This window comes from Novosphingobium indicum, assembly GCF_014645195.1.
Classification (GTDB): domain Bacteria; phylum Pseudomonadota; class Alphaproteobacteria; order Sphingomonadales; family Sphingomonadaceae; genus Novosphingobium; species Novosphingobium indicum.
Map to the genome: position 1 here is coordinate 145,837 of NZ_BMLK01000005.1, position 18,089 is coordinate 163,925.

At 62.6% G+C, this 18,089-nt stretch carries 14 protein-coding genes; 11 read left to right on the plus strand and 3 right to left on the minus strand.

Going from position 1 to position 18,089, the window contains the following annotated elements:
• Positions 1-9 precede the first annotated feature (9 nt).
• The 4 genes from nifJ (at position 10) to adhP (ending at position 7,188) form a co-directional block, all read left to right on the plus strand.
• Positions 10-3,630: a pyruvate:ferredoxin (flavodoxin) oxidoreductase gene (nifJ, locus tag IEX64_RS06665; protein ID WP_188818872.1), complete on the plus strand. Its 3,621-nt coding sequence runs from the start codon at positions 10-12 to the stop codon at positions 3,628-3,630.
• Entirely contained in the window at positions 3,627-4,652 is a 1,026-nt protein-coding gene (locus tag IEX64_RS06670) for a dihydroorotate dehydrogenase-like protein (RefSeq protein WP_188818873.1), read from the plus strand. Before nifJ ends, IEX64_RS06670 begins: the two co-directional genes overlap by 4 nt.
• A 195-nt stretch (positions 4,653-4,847) precedes the next feature.
• Positions 4,848-6,062, plus strand: coding sequence for a phosphoglycerate kinase (locus IEX64_RS06675; protein ID WP_098105950.1), 1,215 nt, complete (start codon positions 4,848-4,850; stop codon positions 6,060-6,062).
• 100 nt (positions 6,063-6,162) lie between these two features.
• Entirely contained in the window at positions 6,163-7,188 is a 1,026-nt protein-coding gene (gene adhP, locus IEX64_RS06680) for an alcohol dehydrogenase AdhP (protein WP_188818874.1), read from the plus strand.
• Positions 7,189-7,979: 791 nt separating this feature from the next.
• Here the strand turns inward: adhP and glgP are convergent.
• The 3 genes from glgP to IEX64_RS06695 form a co-directional block, all read right to left on the minus strand.
• The gene (gene glgP / locus IEX64_RS06685) at positions 7,980-9,677 is read right to left on the minus strand and encodes an alpha-glucan family phosphorylase (protein ID WP_188818875.1); all 1,698 of its coding nucleotides are present in this window, start codon (positions 9,675-9,677) and stop codon (positions 7,980-7,982) included.
• Between the two features lie 72 nt (positions 9,678-9,749).
• Positions 9,750-11,201 (minus strand): glucose-1-phosphate adenylyltransferase, encoded by a 1,452-nt coding sequence (gene glgC, locus IEX64_RS06690; RefSeq protein WP_188818876.1) that lies wholly within the window; start codon positions 11,199-11,201, stop codon positions 9,750-9,752.
• Between the two features lie 537 nt (positions 11,202-11,738).
• On the minus strand, positions 11,739-11,954 hold the full coding sequence (locus IEX64_RS06695; RefSeq protein ID WP_188818877.1) for a DUF2934 domain-containing protein: 216 nt from the start codon (positions 11,952-11,954) through the stop codon (positions 11,739-11,741).
• 318 nt (positions 11,955-12,272) lie between these two features.
• Here IEX64_RS06695 and IEX64_RS06700 point away from each other — a divergent pair, with 318 nt between their 5' ends.
• The 7 genes from IEX64_RS06700 (at position 12,273) to IEX64_RS06730 (ending at position 18,087) form a co-directional block, all read left to right on the plus strand.
• On the plus strand, positions 12,273-12,737 hold the full coding sequence (locus IEX64_RS06700) for a copper resistance protein CopC (protein WP_188818878.1): 465 nt from the start codon (positions 12,273-12,275) through the stop codon (positions 12,735-12,737).
• 500 nt (positions 12,738-13,237) lie between these two features.
• Complete coding sequence (locus IEX64_RS06705) at positions 13,238-14,362, plus strand: 4Fe-4S dicluster domain-containing protein (RefSeq protein ID WP_188818879.1); 1,125 nt, start codon at positions 13,238-13,240, stop codon at positions 14,360-14,362.
• 11 nt (positions 14,363-14,373) lie between these two features.
• Complete coding sequence (locus IEX64_RS06710) at positions 14,374-14,850, plus strand: cyclic nucleotide-binding domain-containing protein (protein WP_188818880.1); 477 nt, start codon at positions 14,374-14,376, stop codon at positions 14,848-14,850.
• Positions 14,841-15,683, plus strand: a complete 843-nt coding sequence (locus IEX64_RS06715; RefSeq protein WP_188818881.1) for an FAD/NAD(P)-binding protein — start codon at positions 14,841-14,843, stop codon at positions 15,681-15,683. The genes IEX64_RS06710 and IEX64_RS06715 overlap by 10 nt, the downstream gene beginning before the upstream one ends.
• 89 nt (positions 15,684-15,772) lie before the next feature.
• Positions 15,773-16,021, plus strand: coding sequence for a hypothetical protein (locus IEX64_RS06720; RefSeq protein ID WP_188818882.1), 249 nt, complete (start codon positions 15,773-15,775; stop codon positions 16,019-16,021).
• A 4-nt stretch (positions 16,022-16,025) separates the two neighbouring features.
• A complete protein-coding gene (locus tag IEX64_RS06725) occupies positions 16,026-16,808 on the plus strand; it encodes an NADH-quinone oxidoreductase subunit B family protein (protein WP_188818883.1) in 783 nt (260 codons plus the stop codon).
• Positions 16,798-18,087, plus strand: coding sequence for a Ni/Fe hydrogenase subunit alpha (locus IEX64_RS06730; RefSeq protein ID WP_188818884.1), 1,290 nt, complete (start codon positions 16,798-16,800; stop codon positions 18,085-18,087). The genes IEX64_RS06725 and IEX64_RS06730 overlap by 11 nt, the downstream gene beginning before the upstream one ends.
• Positions 18,088-18,089: the final 2 nt, after the last annotated feature.

Consider the following 18,089-nt stretch of genomic DNA (forward strand, 5'->3'; position numbering starts at 1 on the left):
GAAGCGCCCATGGAACGGATGACTTTGGACGGCAATGCGGCGGTCGCGCATGTCGCCTATCGCGTCAATGACGTCTGCGCGATCTTCCCGATCACACCAGCCTCGCCCATGGCCGAGCTCGCCGACGAATGGTCGGCGGAGGGCCGGACGAACCTCTGGGGCGCGGTGCCGATCGTGCAGGAGATGCAGGCGGAAGGTGGCGCTGCCGGCGCCGTGCATGGTTCGCTCCAGGCAGGCGCGTTGACCACGACGTTCACCGCTTCTCAGGGCCTGCTCCTGATGATGCCGAACATGTTCAAGATCGCGGGCGAGCTTGCGCCCACCGTCTTTCATGTCGCGGCCCGTTCCATCGCCACCCAGGCGCTCTCGATTTTCGGCGATCATTCCGATGTCATGGCCGTGCGCGGCACCGGCTTTGCCCTGCTCGGCGCCGCATCGGTGCAGGAGGCGCATGACCTGGCGCTGGTGGCGCAGGCGGCCACGCTCGAATCCCGCGTTCCCTTCCTCCATTTCATGGACGGGTTCCGCACCTCGCATGAGGTCAACACGGTCACGATGCTGTCAGACAATGATATCCGGGCAATGATCGACGACGAGCTGGCGCGCGCCCACCGCCAGCGGGCGCTGAGCCCGGAGCGGCCGGTAACGCGCGGCACCGCCCACAACCCGGACACCTTCTTCCAGGCCCGCGAGACGGTGAACCCGTTCTACCTTGCAACGCCTGCCATCGTTCAGCGCGCCATGGACCGCTTCGCCGAGGTGACCGGTCGGCATTATCGGCTGTTCCGCTATGACGGCCATCCCGAGGCCGAGCGCGTGGTGGTGGTGATGGGTTCGGCGGCCGAGACCCTGCGCGCGACCGTCGCGCGCCTGTCCGCCCAGGGCGAACGCGTGGGGCTTATCCAGGTGCTGCTGTACCGACCATGGTCGGCCGAGGCCTTTCTGGACGCGCTGCCGGCGAGCGTGCGCAAGATCGCCGTGCTCGACCGCACCAAGGAGCCGGGCGCGCCTGCCGAGCCGCTCTGCCTCGATGTGGCGCAAACCCTGGCCGACGCGTTCGCCCGGGGCGCGCGCAAGGACCTGCCGCTGGTGGTTGGCGGGCGCTACGGCCTCTCCTCGAAGGACTTCACCCCGGCGATGGCCAAGGCCGTGTTCGATCACCTCGAAAGCAATGACCCTCGCACCGGCTTCACCATCGGCATCAACGACGACGTCTGCGGCACAAGTCTCACAGTCGAGACCGGCTTCGAGATCGAGCCCCCGGGCACGACCCGGGCGCTGTTCTTCGGTCTCGGCGCGGACGGAACGGTCGGAGCCAACAAGAACAGCGTGAAGATCCTCGCGGAGGACCCGGAGCGCCACGCGCAAGGGTATTTTGTCTATGACAGCCACAAATCCGGCGCCGAGACCGTCAGCCACCTGCGCTTCGGCAACACGCCGATCGCGGCGCCCTATCTGCTCTCATCGGCCGACTTCATCGGCGTGCACAAGTTCGAGTTCCTCGACAAGCTCGATGTCCTGCGCCATGCCCGCGAGGGAGCGACACTCCTCATCAACGCGCCTTACGATCCGGCCGAGCTCTGGGACCATTTGCGCCGGCCGGTGCAGCAGCACATCCTCGATAAGCACCTGCGGCTCTTTGTCATCGATGCGAGCGGGGTCGCGCAGCGCCTGGGGCTGGGCCCGCGGGTCAACACCATCCTGCAGACCTGCTTCTTCGCGATCAGCGGCGTGCTGCCGCGCGAGGAAGGCGTCCGCCGCATCCGGGCGGCGATCGAGAAGACATATGGCGACAAGGGCCGCGCGATCCTGGAGAAGAACTTCGCCGCGGTCGACTCCGCGCTCGATCATCTTCACGAAGTGACTGTCCCAGCCTCGGTGACCTCGACCGAAGAACTGCATGTCTTCGTGCCACCCCATGCGCCGGACCAGATGAGACGCATCGCGGCGCTACAGTTCGCTGGCCGCGGCGACGAAATCCCGGTCAGCGCCATCCCGGTGGACGGCAGCTATGTCGGCGGTACGACGCAGTACGAGAAGCGCAACATCGCCTTCGAGGTGCCGGTGTGGAATCCGGACCTCTGCATCCAGTGCGGCCAGTGCAGCATCGTCTGCCCGCACAGCGTCATTCGCGCCAAGTCCTATGACGGCGCCTTGCTCGAGGGCGCCCCGGAGGGCTTTCTCTCCGCGCCCGTCAACGCGCGCGGCTACCCAGACAAGAATTTCACCCTGCAGATCGCGGTTGAGGACTGCACTGGCTGCGGCCTCTGTGTCGACCACTGCCCAGCCCACGACCCGCTCGACGCGAGCGTCAAGGCCATCAATCTCAGTGAGCGGCAGTCGCAGATCGAGCCGGGCCGGCGCAACCTCGCCTTCTTCGATACCCTGCCGGAGCTCGCCCGCCAGGACGTGGACCTGCATCTCTCGCGGGGGCTGCAGTTCGTGCGGCCTCTGTTCGAGTTCTCCGGCGCCTGCGCCGGCTGCGGCGAGACGCCCTATCTCAAGCTTTTGTCACAGCTGTTCGGCGACCGCCTGCAGATCGCCAACGCGACGGGCTGCACGTCGATCTATGGCGGCAACCTGCCGGCGCTGCCCTGGCGGTCCGGCCCCGACGGGCGGGGACCCGCGTGGAACAACAGCTTGTTCGAGGACAATGCCGAGTTCGGATATGGCATGCGGCTCGCTGTCGATCAGCAGGTGGAGATGGCGCGCTCCTTGGTCCGCACGCTCGCCGACCGCATTGGTACCCGCCTAGCGGAAGAGATCCTTAACGCTCCTCAGCGCACAGACAGTGAGATCGTGGCGCAGCGGACGCGGGTCGAGGAGCTTCGCCGTGCGCTGGCCGACGCGACCGACGGCCTGGCGCGGAATCTCCTTGCCCTGTCCGAGTACCTCGTGCGCCGCAGCTTGTGGATCGTCGGCGGCGACGGCTGGGCCTACGACATCGGCGCGGGCGGCCTTGATCATGTCCTGGCGCAGCCGCGCGACGTCAACGTCCTGGTGCTGGACACCGAAGTCTATTCCAACACCGGCGGCCAGGCTTCGAAGGCGACCCCCGTCGGGGCCGCGGCCAAGTTCGCCGCGGCCGGCAAGCGCACGCCGCGCAAGGATCTGGCCTTGCAGGCGATCGCGTCGGGCTATGTCTACGTCGCCCAGATCGCACTTGCCGGCAGCCCGGAGCAGACGATCCAGGCCCTGCGCGACGCGGAGGAATACGAAGGACCGTCGCTCATCCTCGCTTACAGCCAGTGCATCGCGCATGGGCTGAAGCTCAATTTGCGCGACGGCATGAAGCAGCAGCGGCGGGCGGTCGCCAGCGGATACTGGCCGCTGTTCCGCTATGACCCCAGGATGCGCCAGGCGGGCATGAACCCCTTCCGCCTCGACAGCACCAGGCCCCGGCTGCCGCTCGAGGACTTCGCCTACCAGGAGCTCCGCTACCGGATCCTGACACAGACCCGGCCTGAGGAGGCCCGCGTGCTGCTGCGCCAGGCCCAGGCGGCGGTCGATGAACGCTACCGGCTCTACGAGGACATCGCGGCGCGTGATGGGACGCGGTTCCATCCCTTCTGGCAGGAGGAAAGCGTCGCTCTCCACGATGGCAACGAGACCGGGGAAGCGGCGCAATGACGCTCGGGACGACCTATCTCGGCCTCGACCTCGCGCATCCAGTCATCGCCGGCGCGTCGCCCTTGTCAGCGACCCTCGACGGCATCAAGCGCCTCGAGGATGCCGGGGCGGCGGCGATCGTGACCGCCTCGCTGTACGAGGAAGAACTCATCGACGAGGAAGAGGCGCTGGAAGCTGCCGCCATGGTCGGCGCGGAAAGCCATCCGGAGGTCACAAGCTATCTCCCGCCCCGGTGCGGATGCCGCAGTCCCCTGGCGGCGCATCTCGAGACAATCCGGCGCGCCGCAGAGGCCGTCGCACTGCCGCTGGTCGCCAGCCTGAGCGCCACGACGCGGGAGGGCTGGGCCGGCATCGCAGCGGATCTGCAGGCGGCGGGGGCGGCGGCGCTCGAGCTCAATTTCCACCACGTTGCGACCGATCCCACTGAAACCTCGGCTGATGTCGAGCGGCGACTGGTCGAGACCGTGCGCGACGTCCGCGCTGCAGTCCACCTTCCCATCGCCGTGAAGCTCAGTCCCTATTTCACCGCATTGCCTCACCTGGCCGCCGGCCTGGCCGAGGCCGGAGCAAACGGCATCGTCCTGTTCAACCGGCTCTATGAGCCCGACATCGATCTCGAGACAATGACGTTCCAGCCGAATCTGGAGTTGTCGACGCGGGAAGACATCCGCCTTCCGCTGATGTGGATCGCCCTGCTGAGCGGAAAGACAGCGCTCTGCATGGCCGCCAGCGGGGGAGTGGAGCGGACCGACGATGTCATAAAATACCTGCTCGCCGGCGCTGACGTCGTACAGACTGTCTCGGCGCTGCTGCGCCACGGACCGGAACATCTGGCCCGGCTGGTCAAGGGGCTCACCGAGTGGACGCAGGGGCATGGGGCCACTTCGGTCGCGGAAGTTCGCGGGCGCATGTCCGCCGATCGGCTGGACGATCCCGAAGTGCTCGTGCGTGCCCACCAAACCACGGCTTTGCTTCTTCGACACCCCTGTCGGCATGCCGGACGCGGCGTCACCGGCCTGTGAGACACAACAAGGGCTGCTTGCCGCAGAGACAGGTATCGCCTTCCCTGGATCTATTCGGCGCAACCTGCGGGGATGGGACAGCGCCGGCCCTTCTTTAACCTTCGTCAAGGACGCGGGAGAACTACTATCCCTTATTGGATGCCTATTCACGGACGGCTCCCGCCACCTCCAAGATAACCAGAGCGATCACCGAACATGGCCGATCAGTACCCCACTCTCGACGACCTTGATGTGAAGGGCAAGCGTGTACTTGTGCGCGCCGATCTGAATGTACCGGTCCACGACGGCAGGATCACCGACACGGCCCGGATCGACCGGCAGGTGCCCACAATCCGGGAGCTTGCCGAAAGGGGTGCACGCGTCATCGTACTGTCCCATTTCGGCCGCCCCAGGGGCAGACCCGTGCCGGAGCTGTCGCTGAAGCCCATTGCCCCCGCGCTCTCCCGAGCCATCGGCCGCACCGTGGCATTCGGTAATGATTGCATCGGCGATGTGGCGAAGGCCGCCGTATCGAAGCTGAAAGATGGCGATGTCGTCCTGCTCGAAAATACCCGCTTCCATGCTGGCGAGGAAGCGAATGATCCGGATTTTGCGCGAGCGCTGGCCGAACTCGGCGATCTCTATGTGAACGATGCCTTTTCGGCTGCGCACCGTGCACATGGTTCGACCGAAGGTGTGGCACACATTCTGCCTTCGGCGGCCGGACGAGCGATGCAGGACGAACTCCTCCATCTGCATAGGGCGCTGGACCAGCCCAACCGGCCAGTCTTGGCCATCATCGGTGGCGCTAAGGTGTCGACCAAGATCGCCCTGATCGAAAACCTGCTAAAAAAGGTCGACATCCTGGTCATAGGCGGGGCGATGGCCAATACTTTCCTGGCGGCAGAAGGTATCGATGTCGGCAAATCGCTTTATGAAGCTGATCAGCTCGAAACGGCCAAGCGCATCGTTAGTCTCGTGACCAAAACCGGCTCGTTTCTGATTCTGCCAACTGATGTCGTGGTGGCGAAGGTCTTCGAAGCGGGGGCGCCGCATCGCACGGTTCCGGCGCGTGAGGTGGCAGCCGACGACATGATCCTCGACGTCGGTCCTGACACGATCGCCGATTTCGAACAGCATCTGCACACGGTGAACACGCTGGTTTGGAACGGCCCGGTCGGCGCATTCGAGACGCCCCCCTTCGACCATGGCACGACGACCATCGCGAGGCTTGTCGCGGCGCGCACCAAAGCAGGTGACCTGCTTTCCGTCGCCGGCGGCGGCGATACGGTTTCGGCGCTGACACATGCCGGCGTCGCAGGCGACTTCAGCTACGTTTCAACCGCCGGCGGCGCCTTTCTGGAATGGCTTGAGGGACGGAAATTGCCGGGTGTCGCGGCACTCGCGGCAAGTGTGGGAGTGGCTCAATGAGGTTCGCCGACTTCAACCGAATCGCAAAGGGTAAGAATGCCAAAGGCAAGGGACGTCTCGACCTGCGGCTCCGATCAGTACCAGATATGGAGACACGACCATGGTAAAGACAATGAGAGCGGCTGTGGTACACGCCTTCGGTGAGCCTCTGAAGATCGAGGAAATCCCCATTCCGACGCCCGGGCCGGGCGAAGTGCTGGTGAAGGTAATCGCCACGGGCGTGTGTCATACCGACCTTCATGCAGCAAACGGCGACTGGCCGGTGAAGCCGACGCCGCCTTTCATCCCTGGTCACGAGGGTGCGGGGATCGTGGCAGCGATCGGACCTGGCGTCGTTGGGTTGAAGGAAGGCGATGCAGTCGGCGTGGCTTGGCTCCACGATGCCTGCCGCCAGTGCGAGTACTGCGAGACCGGCTGGGAGACACTCTGCGAATCGCAGCATATGAGCGGCTACACGGTGAATGGCAGTTTTGCCGAATATGTCATCGGTGCCGCACCGTTCGTGGGACGTCTGCCAGATAATTGCGACTTCGCCGAACTGGCACCTATCCTCTGTGCCGGCGTGACGACGTACAAGGGTATCAAGGAAACCGAGGCAAGGCCGGGCGAATGGATCGCCATTTCCGGCGTCGGCGGGCTTGGTCATATTGCGATCCAGTATGCCAAGGCAATGGGTCTGCATGTCGTCGCCCTCGACGTGACCGAAGAGAAGCTCGCCCTCGCCCGTTCGCTCGGCGCCGAGCTGGCAGTGAATGCGCAAGCGCCCGATACGCCTGCCAGGATCGTCAAGGAGACCGGCGGCGGCGCGCATGGCGTCCTGGTGACGGCCGTCTCGGTTCCCGCCTTCGCGCAGGCACTGCAGATGGTGCGCCGCAAGGGAACCGTGACCCTCACCGGTCTCCCGCCAGGGGCATTCCCGACGCCGATCTTCGATGTGGTATTGAAGCGCATCACGATCCGCGGCTCGATCGTCGGCACACGCAAGGATCTCGCCGAAGCCATTGAGTTTGCAGCGGAGGGAAAAGTCCGCGCCCACATACACAAGGCACAACTCGATGACATCAGCCAGGTGTTCGGTGACCTCAAGGCGGGAAAAGTCGATGGCCGGATGGTAATGACATTATGACGGTGGGTGCGCGCAGCGAGTCTTCCACAATTGCACCAGGGGGCCGAGGATGAGAAATCGGCGGTTCCAACGCTGTGACGTGATGCGGTCGCGCGCGACCAATGCGAAAGGACGATCGACCCATGGCGACAAGACAGTCCGAGCAGCCCAGCAACTCGAGGGGGCGTGACCTGGAGGTGTTCCAACTCGAGTTGGACCAGTACGGATCGCCAGTCCCCCTGAAGCCGGCAGGCTGGTACGTCTGTTTCGTGCCCGGTCTCCAGAAACAATGGTGGCACCGATACGCGAACAAGAAGCATAAGCATGTCTTCGCCATTCGCCCGGCAGGGCCTGGCGAATGGACGCTCTTTGAGCCGTGGTGGCATCGGCTGCTGACAGCCACGATCACTTCAGAGCAGGCCCGCAAATTTCTTCTCTGGGGCGCACGCGGCGACGTGCTGCATGTACGCGAAGCCATCCCGGGACGCGGCAGCCAAGTGCGTGGCTGGATGTCCTGTGCGACGCTTACCTCCTACCTCCTTCTGGGTATGGACCCCGCACGGGCTTTATAAGCTTCTGCTTCGTGAACCGGGTGTCTGCCGAGTGGATGTCTCGAGGCTGGTCAGGCTCGATGCCGCTGAGCTAGCCAAGGCGTCGGCGGTCATCATGGCCTGCGATGAATGTGGGCCGGGCGCGACAAAACACCGGCAGGGCGCACCAAAGCCGTTTTGCATGAATTGCGGTCGGGACCTCGTACCCCAAGGCGGCGAGAAGGCCGAACAGCGATCATCCGCCCTTCCGGAAGCCCGCGACTAGCGAAGGTAGGCCTCGGCAGCGTAGCGACGCATCATACGCTGGCTGTTAAAATAATAGGCAATGTTGCCGATCGCCTGCTTCATCATCCAGCGCCACCGCGCCGGATCGGCGCTGTAGAGCGGCAGCACGGTGTGGTCGAGCTGATCATAAAGCGCGGTGGCGTGCTGCCGAGCACCATCACCGTCCTGGCCAATTGACCAACCTGTCACACCCTCGACGCAGGCCTCTATCCACCAGCCATCGAGGACGCTCAAATTCAGAACCCCGTTAAGCGCCGCCTTCATCCCGCTCGTACCCGAAGCCTCCATGGGCGGTAGCGGTGTATTGAGCCAGACGTCGGCGCCGGCGACCAGCGTCATGGCGATCTGCATGTCGTAATCCGGCAGGAACACGCAGTTCAGCCTGCCACGAAGCTGCCGGGCAAGCGCGTGGACCTGCCGGATCGCTTCCTTGCCATCGGCATCCTGCGGATGGGCCTTGCCTGCCAGCACCACCTGAAACGGGTGCCGCGACGCCACGTCAATGAGGCGGTCGAGGTTCTCGAAGAGGAGCAATGGACGCTTATATCCCGTCATCCGGCGCGCGAAACCGAGGATCGGGATCTCGGAATCGAGCGCAATGCCAGCGCTTTCCTTCACCTGCCGGATGAGATCGCCTTTGGCGGATTGGTGGCAACGCCAGATTTCGTCATCCGGCAGCTGAAGAGCACGAACGAGGATCTCGGGCTCGTGCTGCCATTGTGGGAGGTGTGTGGTGTAAAGCTGCGCGAAGGCCGGATGCGTCCAGGTTCCGGGATGGATGCCATTGGTGACCGCATGGATCCGGTATCCCGGGAACATGTGTTCGGTCGTTTCGGCGTGGCGGCGGGCGACGCCGTTTACATAGCCTGCAAGTTTCAGAGCCAGGCGAGTCATGTTGAGCCGATCCTCTCCTGCGAGGCGCTTTAGCTCATCGAGGTCGACAAAACCGGGCAGCAGCCGCTCGAACAGCTCATAGGAAAAACGATCGTGGCCTGCCTCCACGGGCGTATGCGTCGTGAACACGCAACTGGCGCGAACCTCCGCAATGTCGAACGGTGATTCGCCAGCGATCAACTCCTCGGGCGCGACCCGCGAGCGGTTGAGCAACTCGAGGGTCAAAAGCGCGGCGTGACCTTCATTGAGGTGGTAGGTGTGGAGATCGAAACCGAGCGCCCGCAATATCCGGATGCCGCCGATCCCAAGGATGATCTCCTGCCTGAGGCGATAGTCCTCGTCCCCGCCATAGAGGTTATGCGTCAGCGTACGATCGTCTGCCCCATTCTGATCGAGGTCGGTGTCGAGAAGCAGGATCGGGATCTGGTGGCCATGCGGACAGGTATGGACATAGAGCCAGGGCCGAATCCAAACCGGCTTCCTCTCGATATCGACAGCCACCATGGCGTTGAGCGGCGTACACCAGCGTTCCGGATCCCACCAATCCGGCTGCTCCGTCTGCCGCCCATCGGCATCGATAACCTGTTTGAAATAGCCTGCGCGGCTCAGCAGCGTCACGAAGACGACCGGGAGCCCCAGATCGGCGCAGGAACGGGCGGTGTCACCGGCAAGAATACCTAGCCCGCCCGCATAGGTATGCATTTCCGGCCGGACCGCCAGCTCCATCGTGAAATAGGCGATGTGCTTTCTGGTGATGAAGGCATCAAGGGAGGATGACATCGAAAGACCACTCATGTGGCGCATTCGCCAGCGCAATCGTGACTGATGGCCATACGTTCGGGGTTCCCGAACTCACACCAAAGCGCGTTCAGGCATCTGCCCACAGCCCAGCCCGCCGCTTTCATCAGAACAGCCTGCCAAGCCATCATGAGGCTCACCCAGTGCAACAACCTGAGCATGAGACCGGTAGGCAGCCTCCTGATCTCGATGAATCGCACTACTTCCGAAACGGTCGGCAAGACGGTCGATGCCATGACAGCTATTCAGCCTTTGGATCATCGGCTTGGTGATCAGGCACACCCCGTTCTCAGTGCGGCGGAACCGTCTGGCATCGAGTTCGGGCTCTTCTCCGACGACGAGCCCTTCGGGGATATGCACACCCGAATCAACGATCACGCGTCTGAGCCGCGCTCCGCGACCGATCTCGCAGTAAGGCAGCACCACAGCCTCTTCCACGCTCGAATCGCGGCCCATCGCCACACCGGTTGAAAGCAGACTGCGCCGTGCGACGGCGCCGGAAATGTCGCAGCCATGGGAAATCAGCGACGAAACCGCCTTGGCGCCCCGTCCCTGCGCATCGCTGACGAACTTAGGAGGGGCAACGACAGGATCGTTCCAGATCGGCCAGTCACAATCAGACATATTCAGCTTCGGATCCGCCTCGGTGAGGTCGAGGTTGGCGTCGAAATAGGCGTCGAGCGTGCCAACGTCACGCCAGTATCCTTCCATCTCCCCTGCTGCGCGAACGCAGGACGTGGTGAACCGGTGTGCCACCACTTTGCCGTGCTTCACGATGTGGGGAATGACGTCACCGCCGAAGTCGTGCCTGGAGCCGGGCGTCTCGGCGTCTCGGCGGAGCTGATCGAAGAGAAAGTCTGTATCAAAGACATAGATGCCCATTGACGCCAGCGCCTTTTCCGGCTCGCCGGGAATAGCCGGCGGGATCCTGGGCTTTTCGAGAAATGAGGTTATGACGTCATTGTCGTCCACCGCCATAACGCCAAACCCGGTTGCCTCCATGCGCGGAACGACGAGGCAACCGACGGTGACATCCGCACCCGAATTGACGTGCTGCTGCAGCATCAATTCGTAATCCATCTTGTAGACATGGTCGGCAGCCAGAATCACCATATATCTCGGCGCATGGTTGGCAACGAAGTCGATGTTCTGGAAAACGGCGTCAGCTGTGCCGCCGTACCCGCCACATTCGCCAAAGCGCTGCGAGGCGGTCAGGATGTCGATGCTCTTGTGGCGTTTGGAATGCAGGACGTTCCTGGCGCGCTGCATGTAAGAGTTCAGCGAATGCGCCTTGTATTGCGTCGCGACCCCGATGCGGTGAATGCCTGAGTTGATCGCGTTAGAAAGTGCGAAGTCAATTATCCGCCACTTGCCGCCAAATTGTACCGCAGGCTTGGCGCGGTTGTCGGTCAACTCCATTAACCTGCTGCCACGGCCTCCGGCGAGCACAAAAGCCATGGCGTCATGAACCAGCGGCTGACCTTGCAAATGTCTCAGCTGTCTCATCTCGAGGTCTCCGTCTAAATCACCGTTTGAACCTCAGCGTGAAAGTTGCGAACGGCGGCTGGCGAGGACATTCGGCTGCCCCTCGGTCCTTGCTTTGCCTCCGCTCACGCGGTTGGAAATGCGGCAGGCCCACATCCTCCCTCGTCCGATGCCGTTGTCCCTTCTGCTTTCATCTTGCGGTCCGTCTTCTATGACTATTTGACGATCCACCGCTCCCGGCATTACAGTTGATCTGTCGAAGGATATTTTGGCAGCGCTGCCAGGAGCCGCCCGCCGAGTGGGCGCGGGCAGAATCTCGTTCGCGCGCACGCTCGGTGCGCGCCGATGAGTGTTGTGTGGACGGCTATCCCGATTGTGCTCAGGTTTGCACCTTCGCTTGTGAGGTCGAGTTTAATCGTGCCAAGAACCCCTGACCTCACCGGCTGAGTGGCAATGTCCGAACTCGCCGCTATCTCAATAGCCGCGACGTTATGAACTTCGCGGTCTGGTTATTGGCGTGTCGCTGGGGGCGGGGCTGGCCCCAGCGACACCTGAAGCCTACTTCTTCTTGCTCCTGGTCGAGCGTGCTGCCGGATTCGATGGGTCTGAGCCGGCTCCAGAATCAACGCCAGCCATGACTTCGGCCTCGGCCTGGCACCAATGATCGAAGTCGCGGCCATGGGCTCCTCCTTCGCTCTCCCACAGGGCATATGCCCGCTCCTCTATCTGCTTGCGCTGCGCTTCCGCGTTGCACGACACGCTCGCCTCCGGCATTTCCGATCTCCTCTTCTCGTTTGCGCGAATCATTGTTGGTAAATTTCGCCTTGTGGACACTGCGAGTCTTTGATGAAGGTTAAGGTCGATCCAAGGTGCAGCTGATATTAAAAATCTGCTGTAATGAGTTGCGGTTCAACAAGCTGGATTTCCTGATCTCCCCGACTGATGATCATGTTCATGGAATCGCGCTCAACGGCGCCGGATCCGACCAAAGCCCTTGAGCGCGGCCCAACAGACCGTACCGCCGAAAGAAGGCCTGGAGCCAACCCAGTGTGGAATACGTCCGGCTGAAGCATCCTTTCACGAAGTACACTCTTGAGCGAGGTTGTGGAGTTCCCGATGCGAAAGCTTTTCATCACCTCCGGGGCTGTGGCCTTGGCGGCTGCCTTGGCCCCTAAGGCCCTGCTCGCAGAGGCACGTCTCGTAGGCTCAATGCCGCATGCCGACACCACGGTATCGAATCCGTCGCGGATCGTGCTCACGTTCAACGAGCCAATCAACCCCGCATCCGTGCGGGCGGAAGTCTTCATGACCGGCGCACCGCATAGCTCCGCCCATAAGGGAATGGTGGGCGATGATCATACCCACAGGTCGTGGTTCATGCAGGACCACGCCCCAACCAAGATAGCGATCGTCGGCACACAGATGAGAAGGGACGGGAAATCCATAATGCTGCGATTTCGGCGCCCGTTGGTCGAGGGCAGGTACCGGGTCGATTGGTCGGCCGCTGGGCATGACAATCGCACTGTGACCGGGCGGTTTACCTTCAAAGTCAACTGAATGGTCGTAAATACCTGCTTGCGGGCGCGGACGCGGTGCAGGCCACCTCGGCGCTTCTGCGCGACAGCCCCGAATATATCGGCAAGTTTCTCGTGGGGTTGAACGATGGTTGAATGCGCGCGGCGGCGCGCCGATGAATGAGGTTCAAGGCCGCAGGAGCACGGCGCAATCCCCAAACCCGCGGAGTGCTGCTGAAAGCGCAGCCCGGACCACAATGCTCGATTGAGGGGGAGTTTATGCAACCGATGAGACACGTCTCCACTTTGACGCCAATTACTGTTCTGTTCGCATCAGCCGCGCACGTGCAGTCACACGAGGTCGACGCCGACCATCTGAGAATACGATTCCTTGATGGAGGTTAAAGTCGATCCGAGATGCCGCTGATATTGGAGTTGTTCATTATTGAATTACGGGTCGATCGGCCGGATATTTCAGGTCCAGCCGGGTCGGCAGGGAGACCACTGGAATAGCGCTCAAGGGTGCCGAATGCGACGAAACCGATGGAAACCGCCCAACCGACCGTGCTGACGACAGAGGGTCTAGAGGGGCTCCTCGGCGCGCTGCGGCGCCGCGGCTACCGCGTGGTCGGCCCGACCATCCGCGACCAGGCAATCATCTATGATGATATAGCATCGATCACCGATCTTCCGCAGGGCTGGACCGATACACAGGAAGGTGGGAGCTACCGGCTTGCGCGTCGCGAGAACGACGCCCTGTTCGGCTACGCCGTGGGGCCGCATTCATGGAAGAAGTTTCTGCACCCGCCAGTGCTGCGCCTGTGGCGCGCTGAACGCGATGCGGGCGGGAGGCGTATTGTCCCAGAACCGGATCCTGACGAGCGTTTCGCTTTCATTGGAGTCCGCGCCTGCGATCTCCACGCGATCGCCATACAGGATAAGGTCTTTCTGCAGAGCACACAGGTCGATCCGCATTACCGCGCACGGCGCGAGGATGCATTCATCGTCGCGGTAAACTGCGCGGTTGCCGGTGGAACCTGCTTCTGTGTTTCGATGAATACCGGCCCCAAGGCCGAAGCCGGCTTCGATCTCGCGCTCACGGAGATGCTCGGCGAGGAAGAACACCGCTTTCTGGTCGAGGCTGGAACGGACGCTGGATGCGCGATCCTGGCCGAGTTGCCCCACAACAGTCCGGCCACGACGGACGACCTGTGCGCTGCGACGGCCATCGTCGCGCGGACAGCCGGTTCGATGGGACGGGAGATGCGATCAGACGACATGCATGAACTTCTTCTGCGAAATCTCAGCCATTCCCGTTGGGACGAGGTGGCCAAGCGATGTCTCACTTGCGGCAACTGCACCATGGTGTGCCCCACCTGTTTCTGCACGTCGGTTGAGGAGTCGAGCGACCTGGCTGGAGTCGAAACGTCGCGCTCGCGGCGTTGGGATTCCTGCTTTACAATGGATTTCTCGTACATCCACGGTGGCAGCGTGCGCTCGACAGTACGCTCTCGCTACCGTCAGTGGATGACCCATAAGCTCGCCACGTGGTTCGACCAGTTCGGAACATCGGGCTGCGTCGGCTGTGGACGCTGCATAACCTGGTGTCCAGTGGGAATCGACATCACCGAAGAGGTGAATGCGATCCGCGAAATCGAGCCGCAGTGAGGAGCGAGACCATGGAAGGGCTCGAACGGATCATCAAGGAGCATCCCTTTTTCGCGGGGCTCGACCTAGGATTCTGTGCGCTGATCTGCGGCTGCGCGAAGAACGTCCGCTACGAGGCAGGCCAGTATCTGTTCCACGAGGGTGAACCGGCCAACGAATTCTACCTCATCCGACACGGACGGGTTTCCCTTGAACTGCACGCGCCGGAGCGCGGCGCCGTGACCTTCCAGACTCTCGGGCCGGGCGAGGTCGTCGGCGTCTCCTGGCTGATCCCACCCTATCGCTGGAGCTATGACGCGAAGGCGCTCGAACTTACGCGCGCGATAGCCCTGGACGCTGCCTGCCTGCGCCAGAAATGTGAGGCCGACCACGATCTCGGCTACGACTTGATGAAGCGCTTCATGCCGGTGCTGATTCAGCGATTGCAGACCTCGCGATTGCAGGCCCTCGACGTCTACTGCGCCCGGCCGTTGAAACCATGCGCGTAGCAACGGCCACCGCCGACCCGATGGCACCGCGGCTCGCGCGAGTGCGCCGCCGCCGACGCGACGGTCCGGACGTCTGGACACTCGACATAGAAACGGAAGAAGCGGACGGTCTCCTCTTTGCACCCGGCCAGTTCAATATGCTCACTGCCTTTGGGGTCGGCGAGGTTCCGATTAGCTTCTCCGGCGATCCCGCCGAGCCTAGCCGCCTCGTTCACACGATCCGGGCCGTTGGACCCGTCTCCACGGCGCTTGCGCGGCTTGGCCCTGGCGAGCCAATCGGTTTGCGCGGGCCGTTCGGCGCGGGCTGGCCGATGGCAGAAGCGGCCGGACGGGACGTCATGATCGTGACAGGCGGGCTCGGTCTCGCACCCGTGCGCCCGGTACTCTACTGCCTCCTAGCCGAGCGCGAACGCTATGGTCACATCGTGCTTCTGCATGGCGCGCGCAGTCCGAACGATATCCTGTTCCGGCGAGAGCTCGAGATGTGGCTCCGGCGGCACGAGATCGACATCGAGGTGACAGTCGATCATGCAATCAGTGATTGGCGCGGCCATGTCGGCGTCGTCACGACACTGATCCCGCGTGCCGCGTTTGATCCGCGGCACGCGATCGCACTGGTTTGCGGCCCCGAGGTGATGATGCGCTTCGTCATCACCGGCTTGCGCGACGCCGGAGTTGCTGACGACGCCATCTATCTCTCGATGGAGCGCAATATGAAGTGCGCCATCGGCTCGTGTGGTCACTGCCAGTTCGGGACCGTCTTTGTCTGTCGGGACGGCCCCGTCTTCCGTTACGACCGGGTGAGCCAACTCCTGGCGCTCAAGGAGATCTGAGGCTTACCCGATTTCGCAGGGGTGGCATCGTGGTGTGCCAATGCAATTGTTGGGGCTGCAACGCAAACAGCTGAACGAGGACAACGACCATGAGTACAATACGCACCATGAAGATTTCGATGGCCTGGGTAAGCATCGCCTGGACGGCCTGCTATCTCGCCTTCGGTCTCATACCAGGGCTCGGTCCTGTGGCGATGCCTTACGTCCTCCATATGAACGTGCCCATGGAAAATATCTTTACGGTCGGCAACTTCACCGGCGGCCTCATTGTCTGGAATCTCGTCGTCGCCGCCGGAGTCGCGCTTGCGGGCTTTCTGAGCAACATCATCAAGGCCTAGCGCTATGGTCGCCGCTAGACACAGGCCTCGGCTCGCGGTCTGGAAGTTCGCCTCCTGCGATGGCTGCCAGCTCAGTTTGCTCGACTGCGAGGACGAACTGCTCGCCATGGCAGCCGCAGTGGAGATTGCCTACTTTCCCGAAGCTACCCGTGGAACGATCGTTGGCCGCTATGATATCTCGTTGGTCGAGGGTTCAATTACCACACCCCACGACGCGCAGCGCATTCGAGACGTACGCCAGCGTTCGCGCGTGCTGGTAACAATCGGCGCCTGCGCCACCTCGGGCGGTATCCAAGCGCTGCGCAACTTCGCCGATGTTCAAGAATACGCCTCGGTGGTCTACGCTCGCCCCGAATTCATCAATACGCTGGCGAGCTCGACGCCGATCGCCGATCACGTACCGGTGGATTTCGAGCTTCGCGGCTGCCCGATCAACAAGCGTCAGGCACTCGAGGTGATCTCGGCTTACCTCGCCACGCGTCAGCCGGTGACGCCATCGCACAGCGTCTGCATCGAATGCAAACTCAAGGGCAACGTCTGCGTGATGGTGGCACATGGGACGCCGTGCCTAGGGCCGGTGACGCACGCCGGTTGCGGCGCGCTGTGCCCCTCCTACGATCGTGGCTGCTATGGCTGCTACGGGCCGAAGGAGACGCCAAATGCGCCACCCTTGAGCCAGCGGCTCGCCGAGCTTGGCATGGATGAATGCACTCTGCAGCGCGTCTATCGCAGCTTTAACGCCAACGCTGAGCCCTTCCGCGAAGAGAGCGAACGTCATGGCCCGTAGGACCATCAAGGTCGACTATCTCGCCCGGGTCGAGGGCGAAGGCGGACTCAAGGTGGTGGTGCGCGACGGGAAGGTTGCGAGCGCCGAACTCAACATCTTCGAGCCGCCCCGCTTCTTCGAGGCATTCCTTCGCGGCCGCGCCTTCAACGAGGCGCCCGATATTACGGCGCGCATCTGCGGCATTTGCCCGGTGGCTTACCAGATGAGCGCGGTCCACGCGATGGAGAACGCGCTCGGCATCACGGTGACCGGATCCTTACGCGATCTGCGACGCCTCATCTACTGCGGCGAGTGGATCGAGAGTCACGCTCTTCATATCTACATGTTGCATGCTCCCGACTTTCTTGGATACGAAGGTGCCATCGACATGGCGCGCGATCACGGCGACGTCGTTCGTCGCGGCCTATCCCTCAAGCAAGCTGGCAACGAAATCGTCACGCTTCTCGGCGGGCGCGAGATCCATCCAATCAATGTGCGGATTGGCGGCTTCTACCGTGCACCTCGCAAGCGCGAGCTTGCCCCACTCGCGGAAAAGCTGAAATGGGCACGCGACGCGGCGCTGGAGACGGTGCGCTGGAGCTCTAGCCTCGATTTTCCCGAGCGCGAACGCGACTATACCTTCGTCGCCTTGCGTCATGGAAAGGAATATCCCTTCAATGAGGGGCGCATCAGCTCGAACCGCGGACTCGACATCGCGGCCGCCGAGTACGACGACCACTTCGAGGAGACGCATGTCGAACGCTCAACCGCGCTTCACTCGCGCTTCAAGGGCGGCGGCACGTATCTCACGGGGCCTCTCGCCCGATACAACCTCAACTTCGACTGCCTCTCGCCGCTTGCCCAGGACGCAGCGCGTGAAGCCGGCCTGGAGCGAAACTGCTCCAATCCCTACCGCAGCATCGTGGTGCGCGCCGTAGAAGTCCTCTACGCCTGTGACGAAGCGCTCAGGATCATCTCTGCCTATGAGGAACCTGACCGGCCGGCCGTACCGGTCGAACCATGCGCCGGAAGCGGTTACGGCGCGACCGAGGCGCCGCGCGGACTCTTGTATCACCACTATCGTCTCGAGTCGGACGGCCTCATCGCCCAAGCCCGGATCGTGCCGCCGACTTCACAGAATCAGGCCAGCATCGAGGAAGATCTCGCGAGTTACATCGGCGATTTTCTCGATTTGCCCGATGACGAGCTTCGCCATCGCTGCGAGCAGACGGTTCGCAACTACGACCCCTGTATCTCCTGCTCGGCCCATTTCCTGCGGCTCGATCTTGATCGAGGATAAGC

Excerpts from the sequence above, each read along its gene's own strand:
- nifJ (WP_188818872.1), top strand. The coding sequence starts at position 10 with ATGGAACGGATGACTTTGGACGGCAATGCGGCGGTCGCGCATGTCGCC.
- IEX64_RS06670 (WP_188818873.1), top strand. The coding sequence starts at position 3,627 with ATGACGCTCGGGACGACCTATCTCGGCCTCGACCTCGCGCATCCAGTC.
- IEX64_RS06675 (WP_098105950.1), top strand. The coding sequence starts at position 4,848 with ATGGCCGATCAGTACCCCACTCTCGACGACCTTGATGTGAAGGGCAAG.
- adhP (WP_188818874.1), top strand. The coding sequence starts at position 6,163 with ATGGTAAAGACAATGAGAGCGGCTGTGGTACACGCCTTCGGTGAGCCT.
- glgP (WP_188818875.1), bottom strand. The coding sequence starts at position 9,677 with ATGTCATCCTCCCTTGATGCCTTCATCACCAGAAAGCACATCGCCTAT.
- glgC (WP_188818876.1), bottom strand. The coding sequence starts at position 11,201 with ATGAGACAGCTGAGACATTTGCAAGGTCAGCCGCTGGTTCATGACGCC.
- IEX64_RS06695 (WP_188818877.1), bottom strand. The coding sequence starts at position 11,954 with ATGCCGGAGGCGAGCGTGTCGTGCAACGCGGAAGCGCAGCGCAAGCAG.
- IEX64_RS06705 (WP_188818879.1), top strand. The coding sequence starts at position 13,238 with ATGGAAACCGCCCAACCGACCGTGCTGACGACAGAGGGTCTAGAGGGG.
- IEX64_RS06710 (WP_188818880.1), top strand. The coding sequence starts at position 14,374 with ATGGAAGGGCTCGAACGGATCATCAAGGAGCATCCCTTTTTCGCGGGG.
- IEX64_RS06715 (WP_188818881.1), top strand. The coding sequence starts at position 14,841 with ATGCGCGTAGCAACGGCCACCGCCGACCCGATGGCACCGCGGCTCGCG.
- IEX64_RS06720 (WP_188818882.1), top strand. The coding sequence starts at position 15,773 with ATGAGTACAATACGCACCATGAAGATTTCGATGGCCTGGGTAAGCATC.
- IEX64_RS06725 (WP_188818883.1), top strand. The coding sequence starts at position 16,026 with ATGGTCGCCGCTAGACACAGGCCTCGGCTCGCGGTCTGGAAGTTCGCC.
- IEX64_RS06730 (WP_188818884.1), top strand. The coding sequence starts at position 16,798 with ATGGCCCGTAGGACCATCAAGGTCGACTATCTCGCCCGGGTCGAGGGC.